This window comes from Xanthomonas sp. NCPPB 1754 (genome assembly GCF_041475725.2).
GTDB lineage: Bacteria > Pseudomonadota > Gammaproteobacteria > Xanthomonadales > Xanthomonadaceae > Xanthomonas > Xanthomonas euvesicatoria.
Genome location: NZ_CM192982.1, coordinates 4,991,213 through 5,012,350, shown reverse-complemented (window position 1 = coordinate 5,012,350; position 21,138 = coordinate 4,991,213). Strand labels below are relative to the sequence as shown.

Sequence of the window (21,138 nt, the reverse complement as noted above, 5' to 3'; positions counted from 1 at the left end):
CGCCTGGCGCTGCTCTACTTAATCACGTCTTCTGCGCAATGCAAGCATTGATAATGCTGAATCGGACAGGGGCGACGTATTTGGTGCTTTACGAATACGTAAATTTACTGTTCAAATGCTAGCGCAGCATGGTGGGGAATATGCCTTTCAAGGCCTATAACCATGCTGTCTGAGGCACCAGGAGCGTTGCCGGCGCCAGCGGGGTGGCGTGATTTTCCGGGGAAATGGAATATGTCTACGAATTGCACCAATATGGCTGCAGGCGTGCGCGTCGTTTTGCGTTGGCCGCTGGTGTTCGCGCTGCTGCTGTTGAGTACGCTGTATTCCGGCAAGGCCGCAGCAGCGGCGTCGCAATATTGTCCGACGTTGAACGCCACTGTAGTTCAGGGTGGCTCGGTGCAGATCGACGTCACCACCTGCGACGGCACTGGCGTAGACGACATCGGCGTTGGCTGGGACGGAGTGCAGCCTCCCCACGGCACTCTGACCGTTCCTAATCCAAGCGGAGCACAGGGAACGCAGATCGTCACATACACGCATAATGGCGACAGCGCCACCAGTGACACGTTTCCGCTGGAAGACGGCGCTGGCGATACCATCACAGTCAATATCACGATTACCCCCTCGCGGACCGCCAGCATCGCGGTCAGCCCGTCCGCCGCCAACGAGGACAGCGGTACCTCCTTGGTCTACACGGTGACGCTGAGCCAGACCAATACCTCGGCGACCACGGTCAACCTGACCCGCAGCGGCACTGCGACCAGCGGCACGGACTACTCCGGCGCCGTGACCAGCGTGGTGGTGCCGGCCAATACCAGCTCGGCCAGCTTCAGCGTTACCCCGATCGCCGACACCGCGGTGGAAACCGACGAAACGGTGATCTTCAGTGTCGCCAATGGCACCGGCTATTCCACCGGCAGCCCGTCCAGCGCCACCGCCACCATCGTCAACGACGACTTCCCTTCCGCGAGCATCGCCGTCTCCCCGGCCAGCGTGTCCGAGGACGGCGCCACCAATCTCCTCTACACGGTCACCCTGAACCAACCGTCGCCCACCGCGCTGTCCATCGGCTTTGGCGTGAGCGGCACGGCGACCTCGGGCACCGACTATGCGGCCGTCAGTTCGCCGCTGGTGATCGCCGCCGGCCAGACCACCGGCACCATCACCATCAATCCGACCGCCGACAGCACGGTCGAGCCCGACGAAACCGTGGTGATCAGCCTCAACACCGGCAGCGGCTACACGGTCGGTTCGCCGAACAGCGCCACCGGCACCATCCTCAACGACGACCAGCCGGCGCTGTCGATCAACGATGTCTCGGTCAACGAAGGCAATGCCGGCACCACCAACGCCACCTTCACCGTGTCGTTGAGCGCGCCGGCCGGCGCCGGCGGCGTCAGCTTCGATATCGCCACGGCCGATGGCACCGCCACTGCGGGTGTGGACTATGTCGCCTCCAGTCTGACCGGGCAGACCATCCCGGCCGGCAGCAGCAGCGCCACCTTCACCGTGCTGGTCACCGGCGACACGCTGGCCGAGCCGAACGAAACGTTCTTCGTCAACCTCAGCAACGTCACCGGCGCCAGCGTGAGTGACGGGCAGGGCCTGGGCACGATCGTCAACGACGATGCGCAGCCGGCCTTGTCGATCGACGATGTGAGCGTCAACGAAGGCAACAGCGGCACCACCACGGCCACCTTCACGGTGAGCCTGAGCGCTGCCAGCGGCCAGACCGTCACGGTCAACTACGCCACCGCCGACGGGACCGCCACCGCCGGCAGCGACTATGTCGCGCGCTCCGGCACGCTGAGCTTCGCGCCGGGCGTGACCGCGCAAGGCGTGGCCGTCACCGTCAATGGCGACACCGCGGTCGAGCCCAACGAAACCTTCAGCGTTGGCCTGTCCGGCGCCAGCAATGCGACCATCGCCCGCGCCACCGGCACCGGCACCGGCACCATCCTCAACGATGATGCGGTGGTGACGATCTCGCCGGCGTCGCTGCCCGCAGCAACCGCAGGCAGCGCGTACAGCCAGACGCTGAGCGCCAGCGGTGGCACCCCCGGCTACAGCTTCGTGATCAGTGCCGGTACGTTGCCGGCCGGAATGACCCTGAACGCCGCCGGGGTGCTGTCCGGTACGCCGACTGCCAGCGGCAGCTTCAACTTCACCGTCACCGCAACCGACAGCGGGGCACCGACCAGCGGCAGCCGCGCCTATACCCTGACCGTGGCCGGCGCCAACGTGATCTTGCCGGCTACCACCTTGCCGGCCGGCACCGCGGGCCAGGCCTATTCGAGTGCGATCACTCCGGCTGCCGGCGGCATTGCGCCCTACAGCTACGCGCTCACCGCCGGCGCGTTGCCTGCCGGCATCACGCTCAATAGCGGTAGCGGCGCATTGAGCGGCACCACCACCAGCGTGGGCAGCTTCAGCTTCACCGTCACTGCGACCGACAGTACCAGCGGCACGCCCTCGCAGGGTACGCGCGGATACACGTTGAACATCGCCGCGCCGACGATTGCAGTGGCGCCGTCCACGGTTCCCACCGCAACACGTGGCACCGCCTACAGCCAGACGCTGACCGCCAGCGGCGGCACGGCGGCCTACACCTACGCGATCACCAGCGGTGCATTGCCGGCCGGGATCACCTTGGCCAGCAACGGCACCTTGTCGGGCACGGCCACGCTGGAGGGTACGTTCAACTTCACCGTACAGGCCACCGACGCCAACAGCTTCACCGGCACGCAGGCATACAGCCTGACCGTGGCTGGCCCGAACCTGGTGTTGCCGGCGTCGACCTTGCCGGCAGGGACGGCCGGGCAGGCCTATGCGGCTGCGGTCACGCCGGCCACCGGCGGCACCGCGCCGTACAGCTATGCAGTCACTGCCGGCGCGCTGCCGGGTGGCGTGGGACTGGACGCTGCCACCGGCGGCCTCAGCGGAACGCCGACGGTGTCGGGGACCTTCACCTTCACCCTGACGGTCACCGACAGCACGCCCAGCCCCGCCGCGCAGGCCAGCCGGAGCTACTCGCTGACCATCAACGCCGCAACGCTGGTGCCGGGGCAGCCCACCTTGCCGCCGGCCGTGCGTGGCACCGCCTACAACCAGGTGCTCACCGCCAGCGGCGGCGTTGCGCCGTACCGCTACAGCATTGCCAGCGGCACGTTGCCGGCCGGATTGACGCTGGCCAGCGACGGCACGCTGTCGGGCACGCCAACGGTACAGGGCACCACGTCGTTCACCATTGCGGTGGCCGATGCGGGCAATGCCAGCGCCACGCAGGCCTACACCTTCACGGTGAACGATGCGGCGCCGGTGGCGGTGGCCGATGTTGCCGCCACCATGACCGACACCGCCGTGACCGCAGCGGTCACCGCCAACGACACCGGCAGCATCACCGCGATCGCCATTGCCAGCGCGCCCACCAACGGCACGGCCGTGGTCAACGGGCTGGAAGTGGTCTACACGCCGAACGCCGGCTTTGCCGGTACCGACGTGCTGAGCTATACCGCCAGCGGCGCAGGCGGCACCTCGGCAGCGGTGACGCTGACCATCACGGTTAACGTGCGGCCGGTGGCGGTGTCGGTGACTGCGGCGGCAGTGCCGGGCGAAGCGCAACAGGTGGACATCACCCGTAACGCCACCGGCGGGCCGTTCGTGGCGGCTGCGGTGGTTGCGGTGTTGCCGGCCTCGGCCGGTACCGCCACCATCACCCGCGTGGGCGGCACCGCCAGTGCGGCGGCGGCGCGTGCCTCCGGGCTGTCGCCAGCGGCCGCTGCAATGGCCGAGACGCCGACCTTTACCCTGACCTTTACGCCCAACCCGGCCTTCGTCGGCCAGGCCACGGTGCAGTTCACCTTGTCCAACGCATTCGCCACCTCGGCCCCGGCCAGTGTGGTGTTCAACATCGCGCCACGGCGCGACCCGAGCGTGGATGCGGAAGTGCGTGGCCTGATCGATGCGCAGTCCGAGTCCACGCGGCGTTTTGCGCGGGCGCAGATCGACAACTTCCAGCGCCGTCTGGAGGCCACCCATCGCGGCGGCGGCAGCTTCACCAACGCAGTGAGCTTCCAGCCGACCTCGCATTGCCGCCAGGCCGAGCGCGGCATCAGTGCGCAGCCGTGCAGCCCGGACACGCAGGACGTCGACAACGACTTCCGCGATGCGCCCGCGGCGACCGGCACCACCGGCAGCAGCGCGCAGACGCAGGGTGACCTGGGCCTGTGGGTGGGCGGCGCAATCCGCTCGGGCAGCCTGAACCGCCAGACCAACAGCAACGGCGTGGATTTCCAGACCGATGGGTTGAGCGTGGGTGCCGACTACCGGGTTGCCTCGTCGCTGGCGATCGGCGCGGGCCTGGGTTGGGGCCGCGACGACAGCGATGTGGGCAACAACGGCAGCCACAGCAAGGCCACCGCCTACACGATGGCGTTGTACGCCAGCTTCCATCCGGGCAAGGCGTTCTTCTTCGACACCTTGGTCGGCTACCAGCTGCTGTCTTACGACCTGCGCCGCTTCGTCACCGATGACAGTTCGCTGGCCGAGGGCAACCGCGACGGCACGCAGTGGATCGCCTCGCTGTCCACCGGTGCCGACCTGCAACGCGGCACGCTGCAGATCACCCCGTACGCGCGGGTGGATGTGGCACGCGCCACCTTGGACGGCTATGAGGAAGCGGGCGTGGCCCCGTTCGCGCTGAGCTATGCCGACATGGATGTGGCCACCACCACCGGCAATCTCGGCCTGCGTCTGGAATGGCGTCGCGAGGTTGCCTGGGGACGGCTGACCCCGCAGTTGCGCGTGGAGTACCAGCGCGACTTCCAGGGCCGTGGCGATGCGATCCTGAGCTACGCCGACCTTACCGGTGGCCCGTTCTATCGCACCGCGCAGAGCGCGTTCGACCGCAACCGCCTGATGATGGGCATCGGTGCAGCGCTGTTGACCGAACAAGGCCTGTCGACGCGGCTGGAATACCGCGGCATCACCGACGGCGACAGCAACAACGATCAGACCTGGATGATCAATCTGGAAAAGAAATACTGATCGGGTTGTAAGCCACGCGGTCATGCAACGCGATGGGCCGGGCGAACACCCCCGGCCCATTGCGTTTGTGATGTCGACGGCGTGTTGCGCGCGTGGTTGCGATGACGCTCGCGGACGCAGTGAATGGCTGCGTTGGGCGCCTCGAAGGTTGCACGTAACGACCGCAGTACATCGAATGCGGTGTGGAGCCCGATGGCAGTGGGTGACGCACGGTGTGGCGCGCCGTCGATCGGCATCTCCCGCGCAGCGCTGTTGCACGGTGCCGTGCGGCCTTGCGTCTCAGCGCGGCGACCTGGCCGCCGACACGGCGGCCAACAACGCCTCACACGCGCATCCGGCACAATGCGCCACGCATGCACGCCACTTCCGCGCCCGATTTCCGTCTTTATCCATCCAATGCGCTGGATACCCTGGCCGCCTTGCTCGCGCAGGAGTTGCGCCGGCCGATGCCGGGGCAGCCGTTGCTGCAGCCGGAGGTGGTGCTGATTCCGCAGGTGGCGATGCGGCGCTGGTTGCAGTCCACGCTTGCGGCCGAGCACGGTGTTGCGGCGAATCTGGAATTTCTCACGCCCGGCGAATTCGTCGCGCGCGCGCTGGAGCGCAACCTCGGCGCGGCCGACGACGATCTGGACATGGCCACCACGCAGTGGCGGTTGTATGCGGCCCTGCAGTCGGACCTGGGCAGCGACGCGGCCCTGGCCCCGCTGGCCGGATACCTGTCCGATGGCGATGCGCTCAAGCCGTGGGCGCTGGCCGGCGAGCTGGCCAGCGTGTTCGAGAAATACCAGGCATGGCGCCGCGACTGGTTGCTGCGCTGGGAAGCAGGCGCCGACCCGGACGACCCGCAGGCACGGTTGTGGCGCAGCATCGCCACCGGCCGGCAATACCGCGCCCGGCGCATCGGCCAGTATCTGGATCGCCATGCGCGTGCCCACGGCCCGTTGCCGCAAGGCCTGCCGCCGCGCGTATTCGCGTTCGCCATCTTGAACATCTCGCCGGACGTCCTGCGCGTGCTGGCCACGCAGGCGCGCGTGGGCACGCTGCACTTCTATTTGCCCACGCCGACGCAAGGCTACTGGGGCGACCTGCAGACCTTGTGGCAACGCCGGCGCGAAGACGGCGCCGTGCAACTGTTCGCCGAGCAGGTACAGGAAAACCCGTTGCTGCAGGCCTGGGGCGCAGCCGGGCGCGATTTCATGGCGTTGGTGGGCGATTACGAAGTGGTGCACCCGCTGGCCGAAATCGCCGCCTACGCCGACCCGCTCGAATCCGGCCGCCGCACGCTGGCCGATGGCGGGTTGGGCGACAGCCTGTTGCGGCGCATGCAGAGCGATCTGTTCCATCGCCGCGCGCCTGCGGCGGAAGCGGTATTGCCGGCGGTGAATCTGCACGACCCCAGCCTGCAGGTGCATGCCTGCCACACGCGGCTGCGCGAGTTGCAGGTGTTGCACGACCAACTGCGTGCGCTGCTCGACGATGCACGCTTCGACCCGCCCCTGCAGCCGCGCGAGATCGCGGTGCTGTCGCCCAATATCGACCCGTACGTGCCGTATCTGGATGCGGTGTTCGGCAGCCATGGCAACGACGACGCGCTGCCCTATGCGCTGGCCGATGCCAGCCCGTTGGCGAGCGAGCCGCTGGCCGAGGTGTTCCTCACCTTGCTCGGTTTGCCGATCGCGCGTTTCGGGCTGCATGAAATCCTCGACCTGCTGGCCAGCGCGCCCATCGCCGAAGCGGCCGGGCTGGACGAAGCCGGGCTGGAACGCCTGCGCAGCTGGCTGCACGCGGCCGGCGCGCGTTGGGGCCTGGACGCAGCGCACCGGCGGCAGCACCAGGCACCGGGCGACGATGCCTACACCTGGCGTTTCGCGCTGGACCGGCTGCTGCTCGGCCATGCCAGCGGCGCCGACGAGGACATCGATGGGGTGGCGCCGTGGCCGCAGCTGGAAGGCAGCGCGCTGGCCGCACTGGACACCTTGTTGCGGTTGTTGCGCGTGCTCGAACGGCATCAAGCCGCGCTGGCCGAGGCGATGACCCCGGTCGAGTGGCGCGAGCGGCTGCTGGGCCTGCTCGAGGCATTGATTCCGACCACGCCGACTGCGCCGCGCGCGCAACGCGCGCTGGATCGCTTGCGCGCGTTGATCGACCAATTCGCCCGCGACGCGATACGCGCCGAGTACGCCGGCAAGGTGCCTGCCGAGGTAGTGCGTGCGCATTTTGCGGCGGTGCTGGGCGAATCGGATACGCGCGCGCCGCTGCTTACCGGCGGCATCAGTTTCGGGCGCATGGTGCCGATGCGCTTGCTGCCGTTCCGCGTGATCTGCCTGCTCGGCATGAACGATGGCGACTTCCCGCGGCGCGACCCGGCCGCCGGGCTCAATCGCCTCACCGCGGAACTGGGCACCGAGCGTCGCCGGCACGGCGACCGCTCCACGCGCGAGGACGACCGCTTTTTGTTCCTGCAGTTGTTCGCTTCCGCGCAGGACGTGTTTTATCTGAGCTATCTCGGCGCCGATGCGCGCGATGGCAGCGTGCGCGAGCCGTCGGTGCTGGTCAGCGAATTACTGGCAAGCGCTGCGCAGTACCACGCCGCCAGCAACGCGCTCGACACGCTAGTGGTGCGACACCCGTTGCAACCCTTCGCCGCTGCCGCGTTCGGCGCGCTGGGCGACGACGGTGCCGACCCGCGCCGTTTCAGTTATCGCCGGCAGTGGCGGCCGGCGGTGGACAGCCTGGTCGGCCAGCGGCAACCGCTGGCGCCGTGGGTGGCCGGTGCATTGCCGGCCGAAGGGATCGCCTTGCCGGCCAGCATGTCCATCGACGCGCTGCGCCGCCTGTTGACCGACCCGGCCGGGCAGTTCCTGCGTCATCGATTGGGCATGCGCCTGCCCGATCCGGCCGGAGAGGACGCCGATCTGGAACCGTTGCTCGCCCCCACGCGCGGGTTGGATCAATACGGGTTGCAGCAGCAGATATTCGACGCTGCATTGGCCGGCGACACCGAGCACCTGTACGCGCGTCTGCGTGCCCGCGCGCTGCTGCCGTCCGGCCCGCTGGGGCGGCGCCAGCTCGACGAGCGCGTGGCGCAATTGCGCCCGTATGCCGATGCGTTCCGGCAGTGGCGTGGCGAATCCCCGGCCCAGTCGCGCCGGCTGCAGGTGCAGATTGACGAGATCGAACTGCACGGTCGTGTGCCGGGCTGGTACGCAAGCGGCGTGGGGCGCGTGCAGGTCGGCGCGCTCAGCGGCCGCAGCGCCATTCGCCACGGCCTGGAATGGCTGCTGCTGCGCGCCGCCGGTGAGCACGCGCCGTACGTGCGTTTCTTCGAACACGACGACGGCCTGGGCCCGCATCCCATCGACGCGCAGCCGCTGTCGCAGACACAGGCGCGCACCGCGTTGGCCGAGCTGCTGCAGCTGTATCGCCAGGGCTTGCAGATGCCGCTGGCGTTCGCGCCTTACAGCAGCTGGAAATATCACCAGGCCGCGCGCGGCGGCGACCTGGACAAGGCCATCAAGGAGGCGGCCGGGCAGTGGCAATCGGGTTTCGGCTGGAGCGAATCGCACAGCCCGGAACTGCGCCTGGTCACCCGCGGCCGCGACCCGTTTGCCGACGCGCAACGCTTCGCCGAGTTCGCCGCCACCAGCCATCGGGTGTATGCATTGCTCGAACAGGGAAACACCGGCGCGCCGCTCGAGACCGAGCGCGTGATCGACAGCTGGCGACACTGGCACGGCGCGCAGGAGGATGTCGAATGAGCGTCAGCCCCGTCACCGACCCGTACCTGCAGTTGCCGCTGCACGGCGTGCGCCTGATCGAGGCCAGCGCCGGCACCGGCAAGACCTTTACGCTGGCCACGTTGTTCACCCGGCTGGTGGTCGAGCGTGGCTTGCGCATCGGCCAGATCCTTGCGGTGACCTTCACCGAAGCGGCCACGCAGGAGCTGCGCCGCCGCATTCGCGAACGCCTGGTGCTGGCCGCAAGCCTGGTTCCCGAGGCGCCATCGCCTCTCGCAGGAGCGGTTTCGGCCGCGACCGAGTCGTCCGCAATCCAGTCGCCCGACGCCCCATCGGCTTCTGCAGGAGCGGACCTGGGCGCGACCGACCTCGCCGATGCCCCGTCGCAGCCAGGGCCGCTCCTCCATGAAGCGCCCGACGTGTTACTCACCCGCGCCATCCTCGCCACCCATCTGGGCGGCGGCAGCGAAACGCCCGTCGCCTTGCGTCGCCGCCTGCAGCAGGCGGTGGAAGAAATCGATCTGGCCGCGGTGTTCACCATCCACGGCTTTTGCGCGCGCGTGCTGCGCGAACACGCACTGGAAAGCGGCCAGGCGTTCGCCGCGCCGGAACTGCTCGCCAACGATCGCCAATTGCTTGGCGAAGTGGCGGCCGATCTGTGGCGGCAGCGCGCCGCCGATGCGGTGATGGCCGAAGATCTCATCGCCCTGTGGTCGGGCGGCCCCGAGGCCTTGGCCAGCGATCTGCGCGCGCTGGTGCGGCACCCGACGCTGTTGCCGTCAGTCGCCACAACCACCGACGATGCACCTGCCTTGCTGCAGGCCGCGCACGCGGCAGCCAACGCACTGGCCGCCGCATTCCAGACGCACGGCACCGCATTCTTCGACGCCATCATGGCGGCCATCGAGGGCGGCATCCTGAGCAAGGTCAGCTACAAACCCGAGTGGCTGGCATCGCTGTGGCACTGGTTCGAAACCTTCGCCGCTGCGCCTGCGCTCAACACCGCGCCGCATGCCAAGTTGCTCAAGTTGACCGCGGCGGAACTGGCTGCCGGCACCAACAAGAAGTTCGTCGATCGCACGCCGTCTTCGCCGATGAGCCACCAGATCGATGGCTATCTCACTGCGCTGGCGCGCGTGGAAGAATGGCGCAGCCGTCGCCGTATCGCATTGCTGCACGCGCTGCGCGACGATGCCATCGCACGGCTGGCGCTGCTCAAGCGGCAACGCCGCGTGCAGACCTACGACGACCTGGTCGATGGGGTGGCGCACGCATTGCAGGGCGCGCAGGCCGACGCCTTGGTCAAACGCCTGCGCACGCAATACGCCATCGCGCTGGTGGACGAATTCCAGGACACCGACGACCGCCAGTGGTCGATCTTTTCCAACGTGTTCGGCGAAGGCCCGCTCGCACGAGCAGCAGGGCTGGAACCGGCGCTGTTTCTGATCGGCGACCCCAAGCAGGCCATCTACGGCTTCCGTGGCGGCGATGTGCGCACCTATCTGGCCGCGGCCGTCACCGCCGAACTGGCGCCGCCGCTGAGCCACAACTTCCGCTCGCGCCCCGGCGTGCTGGCGGCCATCGACGCGCTGTACGCACAGGCCGGCTACGCCGATGCCTTCCTCACCGACGGTATCGCCTTCCACCCGGTGCGGGCCGGGACCAAGCGCGTGGATGAAGACCTGCAACGCGATGGCGTCACTGCGCCGGCACTGACGCTGTGGCGCGCGCCGGAACCGCCGCCGCCTGCGAAAGGCAAGCCCAAGCCCTGGAGCGCCGGCCGCGCACGCGAGCTGGCCACCGCCGCCTGCGTCGCAGCGATCCGCGGCTGGTTGGCCGGCGGCCGCGACGGCACGGCCACGGTGTGCGGCCGGCCGGTGCAGGCCGGCGATATCGCCGTGCTGGTGCGCAGCCACGGCGAGGCCACGCGTCTCCAGCAGGCGCTCGGCGCGGTGGGCATTCCGGCGGTGGCCGCCGGCAAGCAAAGTCTGTTCGCCACCGAACAGGCGCTGGAAGTGCTTGCCTTGCTGCAGGCCTTGCTCGATCCGGGCGACGACAGCCGCCTGCGCGCCGCCTTGGCCACGGTGTTGATCGGCGAAGACGCCATCGCCATCGCCGCACTTGAACGCGACGGCGAGCGTCACCGCCACTGGCAGCAACAGGCGCTGGACTGGCGGGAACGCTGGCAGCGCGGCGGCCCGCTCGCCCTGATCGGCGAACTCGGCGCCACCCACGGGCAACGCCTGCTTGCCCTGGTTGATGGCGAACGCCGCCTCACCAACTATCTGCAACTGGCCGAACTGCTGCAGGAAGCCGACGCGCGCGCACTCGGCCCGCATGGCCTGGTCGACTGGCTGTCGCGGCGCATCGCCAATGCCGACGACAACGACGAAGCCCAGCAGTTGCGGCTGGAATCGGACGCGCGCCGCGTGCAGATCGTCACCCTGCACAAGAGCAAGGGCCTGGAATATCCGCTGGTGTTCCTGCCGTATATCGGCATCGGCCGCAGCGACAAGGGCGCCGGCCGTCATTGCGTGGTGCATGCGCCGGACGTGGGCCGCCAGTTGCACTGGAAGACAGAGCGCGACGACCCGAGCTGGAGCGCCGCCGAAGCCGCCTGGAAACAGGAACAACGTGCCGAAGACGCGCGCCTGCTGTATGTCGGCCTGACCCGCGCCGAGCACGCGCTGTGGATCGCCAGCGGCCCGTTCCATCAGCACGAACGCACCGCGTTGTCGGCCATGCTGCGTGCGCTCGATGCGCTGCAGGGCGCGGCAGGCGAGGGCACCGTGGTGGTGGACACCAGCACGCCGCCGGCCCACCTGCCGCGGCTGCCGGCCCCGATCGAGGCGCAGGTGCCGCCCGCGCGCAGCGCGCAACGGCACATCGCCCCGGAATGGTGGGTGTATAGCTTCACCCAACTGGCCAACGCCGATGCCGGCGCGGCCACCGACCCGATGGCCAGCGCCACCGTCGTCGGCAGCGGCGGCAGCGATGAACCGTCCGGCAGCGAGGCGGTTGCCGTGGCCGTTGCTACCGACGCCGAGCCGTTCGATCCGCGCTTTGCCGGCAACCGCTTCGGCGTGGTGATGCACGATGTGTTCGAACGTTGCGACTTCGCCGCCTGGCAGGCCTGGCGACCGGGCCACCCCGCGCCCGAGGGCCAGGCCGCACCCATCCTCCAGGCCCTGCAACGCGGCGGTTACCCCCAGGACGACCTCGACGACGGCCTGCGCATGCTCACCGCGCTGATCGGCCACACGCTCACCGTGGCCTTGCCCGAAGGCACCCGCCTGGCCGACGTGCCCGAACCGCAGCGCCGCAACGAAATGGAATTCCATTTCGCCATGCGGCCCACCCGCGTCGATGCGTTGCTGGCCCTGCTGCATCGGTTCGGCGTGGTCGGCGACCGCCAGGCCTTCGGCGCGCGCCAGCGCCTGGAAGGCCTGATGACCGGCCTGATCGACCTCACCTACAGCGTGGACGGGCGCTGGTATGTGCTGGACTACAAATCCAACCGCCTGCCCAGCTACGACGCCGACGCCCTGGCGCGGGCCATGGCGCACAGCGAGTACGAACTGCAGGCGCTGATCTACACCGTGGCGCTGCACCGCTGGTTGCGCTTTCGCCTGGGCGAGGCCTACGACTACGCCCGCGACTTCGGCGGCGTGCGCTATCTGTTCTGTCGCGGCCTGGATGCCGGGCGCCCTGCGGAGGCTGCCGGGTCGGAAGCCGTTGCCGAAACCCCTGGCCATTCCATCGCGGGCCAGCGCATGTCCGCAACCGCGCGCGATTCCACGGGCGACAGACCCGATTCCGCTCCGAACGCCGGCGCCACCACCACCGGCGATGCGCGCGCGCCGCTTGGCGATCCGGCACCGGGCATCCACGCCTGGCGCTTCGAACCGGCGCTGGTGCTGGCCGTGGACGCCTTGTTCGCCGGCAAGCCCGCAGATGCGCTGTCCAATGACGCGCCAGCGCAAGGTTCCCGCAACGGCCTCGAGCCCCTCTCCCCCCGGGAGAGGGGTTGGGGCGAGGGTACGTCCGCACCAGGGACCCCCACACCATGAAGCAACGCACCACGCCACTGGCATGGCCGACCCGCACCGCGTCCAAGCCTCTCCGTGATCGCGCCGAGCAGGCACCGCCCGCGAGCCACGGGCGCCAATGCCGCTGCGCGCCCGCGAAGCAAGCCAGCGCCGCGCATGCCAGCACAGGTGCGCGGAGCATGACGGGGCGCGAGCGCGCGTGCGCCAAGGGAATGCCGACGCCATGACCCATCCAAACCTGCTCGCCGCCCTCAACCAGAGCGGCGCCCTGCGCACCCTGGATCTGGCCTTCGCGCAAAGCCTGCAACGCCTGGAGCCGGACACCGACCCACGGGTGCTGGCCGGCGCCGCGCTCGCCTCGCTGGCGGTCACCAGCGGCCACGCCGGCCTGGACCCCGCCCGCGCCGCCATGTTGCTGGACGCGCGCGACGGCCCGGCGCCCACCTTCCCGGATCCCGCCGACTGGCAACGCAGCCTGGCCGCCTCGCGCTGGGTCGACCAACCGCAGCCCGACGCCCCGGCCGCCGCCGATTGCCCGCTCGTCCTCGAACGCGGCCTGCTCTACCTGCGCCGCTACCGCGAGTACGAACGCCGCCTGGCCCTGGGCCTGCAACGCATCGCCGCGCAACCGCTGCCGCCGGTCGACGCCGCCACGCTGGCGCCGCTGTTCGCGCAGTTGTTCCCGAACGCGATCCCAACCCCTCGCACCGCGGAGCCAACCCCGCTCCCCCCGGGGCCAACCCCTCTCCCCCCGGGAGAGGGTGCCCGACGGGCGGGTGAGGGTACGGGCCTGCCCGCGCCAATCCACTACCAAGAGGGAACAACCCCCCCCACGCCATCCCACCCCGCGGACCGCCAGGCCCAGGCCGCCGCACTCGCGCTACGCCGCGCGTTACTGCTGGTCACCGGCGGCCCGGGCACCGGCAAGACCACCACCATCGCCCGCCTGCTGTTGCTGCGCATCGCCCAGGCACGGGCATCCAGCACGCCGGCCCCGCGCATCGCCCTGGCCGCGCCCACCGGCCGCGCCGCCGAGCGCATGGCCGAAAGCCTGCGCGCCGCCATCGCGCGTGCCATCGCCGACGGCATCCAGCTCCCGGCCGCCGGCTCGCTCCCCGCACCATCGGCAAGCGCCGGCCTCATCACGTCCACGCATCCGACCAACGCCGCCGCGCCCGCGTCCACCGGCGCCGGATTGGAACTGCCGCCGCAGGCCGCCTCAGAGCAGGGCGGGCCGCCCAGCTGGGAAGTGCTGCTGCCCAGCGGCGCCAGTACCCTGCATCGTCTGCTCGGCGTCATCCCGGATTCTCCGCACTTCCACCACAACGCCGACAACCCGCTGCCGTTCGACCTGATCGTCGTCGACGAAGCCTCCATGGTCGACCTGCCGCTGATGTGCAAACTGGTCGACGCCGTCGCCGATGGCACCCAGCTGATCCTGCTTGGCGATGCCGACCAGCTGCCTTCGGTGGAAGCCGGCGACGTGCTGGCCGCCATCCTGCAGGCCGCCGGCCCGGGCGATGCCCTGCAGCCCGAAGACGCCCAGGCACTGCAATCGCTGCTCGGCAGCGCGCCCGTCGAGCGTCCGCCTGCGGTCACCTCCGCCACCCGCAGCGGCGGCCTGGACGGCCACCGCGTGCACTTGCTGCGCGGCTATCGCCAGGCGCAGGATTTCGCACTGGCGCCACTGGCCGACGCCATCCGCGCCGGCGATGCCGACACCGCCCTGGCCCTGCTGCGCAGCGGCGAACTGCCCGGCGTGCACTTCCACGAAGACGGCGAAGATCCGCTGGCACTCGGCCGCGACGCGCTGCTCGCGCACTGGCGCGCGTTGGCCAACGCCCAAGACCCCGCCGCCGCCCTGCGCGATGCCGGCCGCCTGCGCCTGCTCACCGCGGTGCGTGCCGGCCCGCAAGGCGCACGCGGCCTCAACGCCCGCATCGAACAACTGCTCGCCGACACCGGCTCCGGCGCCCGCCGTCTGGGCGGCGCCTCGCCCTGGTTCCAGGGCCGCCTGCTGCTGATCACCGAAAACAGCTATCGCCACGGCCTGTTCAATGGCGATGTCGGTATCTGCCTGCGCAGCGACGCGGACCCTTCCCCCGGGCAGGGCGACGCAAGTGCCGTGACCGCGCGCGGCCACGCGGCACCGTCGTCAAGGCCGGACCACGCTGGCGACAGCGCACGCCCTGACGCCCCCGCCACCGACCGCCGTGCCCAAGGCCCCCTGGTCGCCTGGTTCGAAGGCGACGGCGACGGCCAGGTGCGCGGCTTCCACCCCGCCGCACTGCCCGCGCACGAAAGCGCCTTCGCCATGACCGTGCACAAGGCCCAGGGCAGCGAATTCGACGAGGTCTGGCTGCAACTGCCCACCCGCGACGCCCGCGTACTCAGCCGCGAACTGCTCTACACCGGCATCACCCGCGCCCGCCGCGCCCTGCACCTGGCCGGCAGCGAAGCGGTCATGCGCGCCGCACTGGCACGCCACGCCGCGCGGATCTCGGGCTTGGCGTGGCGGTTGGGTGCAAAAGACGACAAGCCACCGCCGGTTCCAGCACCCACGCCAGCGCCGCTTCCACAACCGCCGCCCAGTGCGCCTGTGCAAGGTGCGCTGTTCTGATCAATCCAGTCGGTGCCGGCGCTGTCCCGCAATGGCCGACTGCACATTGGTCACATGATCAGGCGCTTTACCGACAAGGAAGCCGAAAAGATCTGGGCTGGGTGAGCGTTCCCACCGGTTGCCTGCCGACATCCAATTGGTCGCGCGCCGCAAATTGCGCATGCTCAATGCCGCCGCGCATCTCGACGATCTGCCGATTCCGCCCGCCAACCGGCTGGAAGCGTCGAAGGGCGAGCGGCGCGGCCAGTACCGCATCCGGATCAACGATCAATGGCGCATCTGCTTCCGATGGATGGAAGGCGATGTGGTCCAGGTCGAAATCGTCGATTACCACTGAGCACGAGGCATCTGTCGATGACGGTCCCACCCAATATCCACCCTGGCGAAATTCTGCTTGAGGAGTTTCTCGAGCCTCTGGGCATCAGCCAGAACGCACTCGCACGCGCCACCGGCGTCCCGCCGCGCCGTATCAACGAAATCGTGCTGGGCAAGCGCGGCATCACTGCCGACACTGCCGTGCGTCTGGCCGCCGCGTTGGGAACCTCCAAGCGCGTCTGGCTTGGCCTGCAGGCCAACGACGAACTGGAGCAGGCGCATCGCGCGCTGGGCGACTTGCCGGCGCGGATCAAGCGGCTGGCGGCATGATCCGGGCGGCTTCCAGCACATGCTGCTAAGTCGGCATAGCGCATGCGCTGCTCGCCAACACCGGCGTCGGGTTGGGCTGATGCGGCGGCGTGCCGGCCGGTGACGCTTCGTCGCCGCACACAGGAATTCACCACGCCGCCCTGGCGCTGCGCTGGAGGTGGGTAACGTTGCGAGCCTGGCCGTCCGCTGGATCGCGTGATCGCGCCGCACGCCATTGCCGCGGCCCACGGTGGCACGCGTGAGCGCGAACAGGCGACAGTTTCGTGCAGCCTTGCGCATGCATGAGCGAGAGCACCGATTCTGTCGTGTTGCCGACGGGGGCTGCCAGCACCGCCGTTCACTGCCAGAGGTCCTCCCATGCAGCCCACCGCAATCCGTTCCACCGTCGGCTTGCCCGGCGCAGACATGACGGCTGACCTACGCGATCCTGCACCCGTCGCCGTGCCGGCACATTCCGCCGCAGACGCGGCCGCGCCGCCGCCGGGCGCCTTGCAGACCATCGTTGGCCGTCCTCCCCGCCCGGACGGACCACGGCACCGCCGCACGCAGAGCTTGCCCGCGCGATTGACGCCTGCCCAGCGCAGCATGCTGGCCGAGCTCGGCGTGGCCGACACGTCCGTGCTGACGCCCACCGAGGCGGCCGTGCTGCGGGAGCTGCGTCTGCACCGGCCGCCGTTGCCGCTCGACACGCTGCTGTTCACTGACCCGAACAAGGACCCCGACGATGTCGTGACCTACACCATCGCCAAGCAGCTGCAGGCCGAAGGCTTTTTGCGTCTGACCGACGTCGTCGTCACCCTGGGCGATGCCGACATGCGATCGCAACGCGCGCAGCTGGCCAAAGGTGTCTTCGATCGCCTGGCATTGCCGGAGGTTCGCGTCGCGCGCGGTCAGGACTATCCCATGACGTCCACGCAGGCCCGGGAGCATTCCAAGTTCCTCGCCGAGGGAGCCGCGCTGCGTGCGGCGCCGGACGCGGTGCACACCGATGGCGTCCGCGCGATGCGCGAGCGCCTGGCGACCTCGCCCCACAAGCTCGGCATGGTGGTCATCGCCGGAATGACCGACGCCAGCGCCTTGCTTGCGGAGGCGGGCGATCTGGTGCGGGAAAAGGTCGCCTCCATCACCATCATGGGGGGCATCGACCCCGCCAGGGACGCCGATGGTCTCGTGCAACCGGACACGCGCGCCTACAACAACGCCACCGACATCCACGCCGCCCGTGCGCTCTACCGCCGCGCGCAGCAACTCGGCATTCCGCTGCGCATCCTGAGCAAGGAAGCTGCCTACAGGGCCGCCGTACCGCCGGCGTTCTACGAAGGCATCGCGCGCAATGGCCACCCCGTGGGCGAGTATCTGCGCGATGTGCAGAAAAACGCCTTGAAAGGCCTGTGGGAAGGCATCCAGGCCAACCTGATCCCCGGCCTGGATACGGCGTGGTTCTTCCGTACGTTCGTCACAGCACAACCGCAGGATTCAGCGGCAGCGGATCAGCAAGGCGCCCTGAGCTTCGACGCCATCTGGCCGCAGGTGACCAAGCTCAATCTCTACGATCCGCTGACCCTGCTGGCAGCGCTGCCCGGCGCCGCGCGCCTGCTGTTCCAGCCAACCCCCATGCACCGCGAGGGAGCCAGCCCGGTAGAGCACGTGGGCCACGCCGAGGTTGTGCGTCCGGAAAAAGCCAGGCTGTTGCTGTCGGCGCTGGCCAAGGCCGCGCTCGCCCAGCAGGACGAGGGGCAACGCGGGCGCTGAGCGCTCCGCAGCTTTCGCGGAGTGGCGCCGTCGGGCGTCATCCGCGAAGCGCGAGGTTGGGCTTCCCCTCCAGTTCGTCCGCCTGCCAACAGGCCGGGCGGCTTACTTGCCCCTCTTTTCCTGCTTGGCCGCGCGCTTTTCTTTCAGCGTCTTGGTCGGCTCTTTCTTCTGGTTCTTCTTCTGGTCCATCCCCTTGCTCATGACACCCTCGTGGTTGCTGGATTGAACGGTCGGGCAGCGCCGGACCCGGCGTGCCAGCGCACTGTAAGGCTTGTGCGCCATGGAAGGGCAGAGGGTCTGGCGCAGGGGAAGACGCGACAACCGGTGGCGGCAGCCGGCGCCCATCGCCTCAGCGTGGCGCAAGCAGCTTGGCCAGGGTGTCGGGCCGCCCGGCCAGCCGCTCCAGCCGTGGGTAGCGCAGTGGTCCGGTGTACTGGATCTGCACGTCTGCACGCTGCTCGTCCTGTGCGATGCCCAACACGATGGGGCGGCGAATGCAGTCGCGCACCGCATCGCGCAACGCGTCCTGCTCGAACGGCGATCCATTGACGGTCAACACGCGCGTGCCCGGCCGCAGCCCGGCCGCGAACGCGGGGCCGTTCCAGGCCACCGTGCGCACCATGCCGTCGGCGCGTACCGTCAATCCGATCGAGTAGGTGAGATCGGCAACGCCAGCTTCCGCTTCGCTGGCACGCAACGCGGCCGTCGGCGTGTCGGTGTAGACCAGCGCCCAACCGTGTTGGGCCAGTCCGCGCGTGGTGTCCAGTTCGTCGTGGGCATCGATCCACCCGCGCAGGAAACCTGCCCAGTTCGCTGGCGCCACCGCATGCAACGTGGCGCAGATGTCCTCGAACGTATAGGTCCGCGTGGGCGCGTCCGGCGTGGCGCCGGCGAAGAAGCGCTGCGCGAAATCGTCGATGCTGCGCTTGCCGCCGCTGCGCGTGCGCAGTTCGGCATCCACGGCCAGCCACAGCATCACGCCTTCGGAGTAGTAATCGCGCCGGCGCTGCCAGTCGCGCCACGCCACCGGCTGGCGCAACATGAAAGCCGGGTAGTGCACGTCGTCGGATAAGGAGCGCCATGCCCGCCCGGGCCGCGTTGCGATCTCCGCTGCTTCCAGCGCCAGGCGGTCGCGCACCTCATCGGGCGTGAACTGGCCGGCCCGTGTCGCCAGCACGCGGCCCCAGAACTCGGTCTGTCCCTCGTACATCCACAACAGGCTTCCGGAGACCGGCACGTTCGGCGTCGGTGCCCATAAATCGGCAGGCGTCCGGTAAAAGCCGTTCCAGGCATGCACGATTTCGTGCGCAATCAGGTCGCGCGAGAGGATCTGGCCCGGCCAGTCCTGGAAATGCGACGAGGCCAAACCGTTCTCGCTGGACGCACGATGCTCGGTGCCGCCAGCCGACCCCTCGTCGCTCAGCCGCGCCAGGATGGCGTAGCGTGCAAACGGCGGCGGACCGAACACCGCGCCCAGCTGCGCAAGCAGCGAACGTAGTTCGGCCACACGTGCGGGCGGCACCTGCAGGTCGGCGGGCCGCTGCGCCACGATATCCAGCGACACCGCCCCGCTCAGCGGCAGCTGCGCGGCGTATCGGCCGGCGAGCACCGGCGCATCCAGCAGCGTTTCCAGCGATGTCGTCTTGAAGACGTAGTGCGTGCCGCGCACGCGCTCCATGTCCAAGGCACTGAACGGTCGCAGCCCGTCGGGCAGCGTCAACATGGCGGCCACGGGAATATTCCGCGCATACCAACCGGCCGGATACAGCACCAACCGCTGCCAGGGCACAGACACGATGTCGCGTGTCAGCAACTCGCCGCCGGCCACCATCTGGAACCGCACATCGAGCTGCTGCACGCCGGCCGGCACCTGCACGTGGAAGGCATGCGGCTCATAGGCATCGCGCCGCCATGCCAGGCGGCGGCCCGCTGCATTGACCTCCAGGCCGGCAAGATCGGTCACCGTCAGGCTCGGCCCGTGGCTGGCGGCCTCCCAACGTGGATACAGCAGCGTTATTACGCCGCCCGCGTCTACCGGTATCTGCTGGCGCACAGCGAAGATGCGGCGCGCTACGTCGGTGGCATCCACGTCCACGCGCATCACCCCGGCAAAGGCATGGTCTGCCGGCGGCGCAACCGTCGGCGTCGGGGCAACGTACGTCGGGCCGTGACTGGATTGCGCGAACCCTTGGCCTGCCAACAGTGCGAGCACCACCGCCAAGACCGACGCACGCGCAAAGCGAAAAGGGGGAATGTGTCTTGAATGGATGCGCATTGCACGGCCTCGAACAAGGCCGTGATCCTATACGCCTGCAACAGCATGCAGCCATCTCGAAAACAGCGCGCTGCTCCAGCTCGCTTCGGCGCATGCATCCGCATCGACGGACGCACACACGTGCCCAGATGCCGAACGCCCGCGTGCGATCGTCAAGGGCTGCACGCGGGCGCCGGTGACAGCCGTGGCCTTAGAGCGGCTAACAAAACGTAGGCAGCAGCCGTCAGGCGGGCGCGGACGGCGCGCTCAGAACCGCAGTGTATGCGTGGTACATGCCGATTCCGAGCACCGGCCGCGGCCGCCTGGCGGTTGCGCAGTCGTTCTGTCAGCTGCTCTTATTTGGCCGGTACGCGCTCGTATTGCTCACCACCGGTATTGAGATGGCCGTTGCTCTCGTCGATGGCGAAGTTCACCGTCTCGCCATCGTTGGTGACCTGCAGCGCGCCGTCCTTGTACACCGCCGGGTAGCTTTCGGTCTTGGGCTGGCGGCTGAAGAACTTCGGTGTGGTGCTGCGCACCATGAAGGTGTCGCCATTGCGCTCGATGTCCATCGTCTCGTCCTGCGACTGCAGGTTGACCCAATGCCCAACGAACTTCTCGCCTTCCACCTTGGCGCAACCGCTCATCAACACTGCCGCGGCCAGCGCGGTGCCCATCCACTTCATCATCGTGCGTTCTCCAGTTGAGGCTGCAGCGAGGATGGCGGGTGGGGGATGTATGGGAGGTCAAGGCGTATTCGCCCAGGCCTCGAATGCGAGCACTGATGAGGTTGGAAGAAGTCGACCCGACTCTTGTCCTACGTCAATTCTGCCTCTGCTCCCGCACCTTCCGCCAAGTGCGAAAACGCGTCACATGCGAACCTGTTGCGACAAAAGACCCCCTCAAATAGGCTTTTGATCTGCCTTCGCAAAAAATTACGGAGATATCGTGAAGCACATATGGAGCGCTGTGCTGGCGACAGGATGTGCCGTTGTCTCGGCCTGGGCCCAGGCCGTTGCAATCCGGTGCGACACT

9 protein-coding genes, 1 other RNA gene and 2 pseudogenes are annotated in these 21,138 nt (G+C 68.8%); 8 read left to right on the top strand and 4 right to left on the bottom strand.

What is annotated here, in order from left to right; genetic code table 11:
* The first annotated feature begins 231 nt into the window (after window positions 1–231).
* The 8 genes and pseudogenes from ACCQ15_RS21450 (at window position 232) to xopQ (ending at window position 17,849) form a co-directional block, all read left to right on the top strand.
* Window positions 232–5,046: a putative Ig domain-containing protein gene (locus ACCQ15_RS21450; protein WP_372381059.1), complete on the top strand. Its 4,815-nt coding sequence runs from the start codon at window positions 232–234 to the stop codon at window positions 5,044–5,046.
* Window positions 5,047–5,399: 353 nt separating this feature from the next.
* Entirely contained in the window at window positions 5,400–8,804 is a 3,405-nt protein-coding gene (recC, locus tag ACCQ15_RS21445) for an exodeoxyribonuclease V subunit gamma (protein ID WP_372381058.1), read from the top strand.
* Window positions 8,801–12,853, top strand: coding sequence for an exodeoxyribonuclease V subunit beta (recB, locus tag ACCQ15_RS21440; protein ID WP_372381057.1), 4,053 nt, complete (start codon window positions 8,801–8,803; stop codon window positions 12,851–12,853). The genes recC and recB overlap by 4 nt, the downstream gene beginning before the upstream one ends.
* A gap of 202 nt (window positions 12,854–13,055) precedes the next feature.
* A pseudogene (locus ACCQ15_RS21435) lies at window positions 13,056–14,928 on the top strand (AAA family ATPase); the annotation flags it as partial.
* Window positions 14,929–15,146: 218 nt separating this feature from the next.
* Window positions 15,147–15,452 carry an ATP-binding domain-containing protein gene (locus tag ACCQ15_RS21430; RefSeq protein WP_372163425.1) on the top strand — a complete coding sequence of 102 codons (306 nt, stop codon included), beginning with the start codon at window positions 15,147–15,149 and terminating at the stop codon, window positions 15,450–15,452.
* A gap of 54 nt (window positions 15,453–15,506) precedes the next feature.
* A pseudogene (locus ACCQ15_RS21425) lies at window positions 15,507–15,789 on the top strand (type II toxin-antitoxin system RelE/ParE family toxin).
* Window positions 15,790–15,806: 17 nt separating this feature from the next.
* Window positions 15,807–16,097 carry a HigA family addiction module antitoxin gene (locus ACCQ15_RS21420; protein WP_372381056.1) on the top strand — a complete coding sequence of 97 codons (291 nt, stop codon included), beginning with the start codon at window positions 15,807–15,809 and terminating at the stop codon, window positions 16,095–16,097.
* A gap of 357 nt (window positions 16,098–16,454) precedes the next feature.
* Window positions 16,455–17,849: a type III secretion system effector XopQ gene (gene xopQ, locus ACCQ15_RS21415; protein WP_277574223.1), complete on the top strand. Its 1,395-nt coding sequence runs from the start codon at window positions 16,455–16,457 to the stop codon at window positions 17,847–17,849.
* 102 nt (window positions 17,850–17,951) lie between these two features.
* Here xopQ and ACCQ15_RS21410 read toward each other — a convergent pair whose 3' ends face one another.
* The 4 genes from ACCQ15_RS21410 to ACCQ15_RS21395 all read right to left on the bottom strand — a co-directional run bounded on the left by ACCQ15_RS21410 (window position 17,952) and on the right by ACCQ15_RS21395 (window position 20,792).
* The gene (locus ACCQ15_RS21410; RefSeq protein WP_003482327.1) at window positions 17,952–18,131 is read right to left on the bottom strand and encodes a hypothetical protein; all 180 of its coding nucleotides are present in this window, start codon (window positions 18,129–18,131) and stop codon (window positions 17,952–17,954) included.
* Between the two features lie 67 nt (window positions 18,132–18,198).
* A complete protein-coding gene (locus tag ACCQ15_RS21405; protein ID WP_372173163.1) occupies window positions 18,199–20,124 on the bottom strand; it encodes a M61 family metallopeptidase in 1,926 nt (641 codons plus the stop codon).
* A 197-nt stretch (window positions 20,125–20,321) separates the two neighbouring features.
* Window positions 20,322–20,398, bottom strand: a non-coding RNA gene (locus tag ACCQ15_RS21400) — sX9 sRNA.
* A 61-nt stretch (window positions 20,399–20,459) separates the two neighbouring features.
* Window positions 20,460–20,792, bottom strand: a complete 333-nt coding sequence (locus ACCQ15_RS21395; protein ID WP_303401140.1) for a hypothetical protein — start codon at window positions 20,790–20,792, stop codon at window positions 20,460–20,462.
* Window positions 20,793–21,138 lie beyond the last annotated feature (346 nt).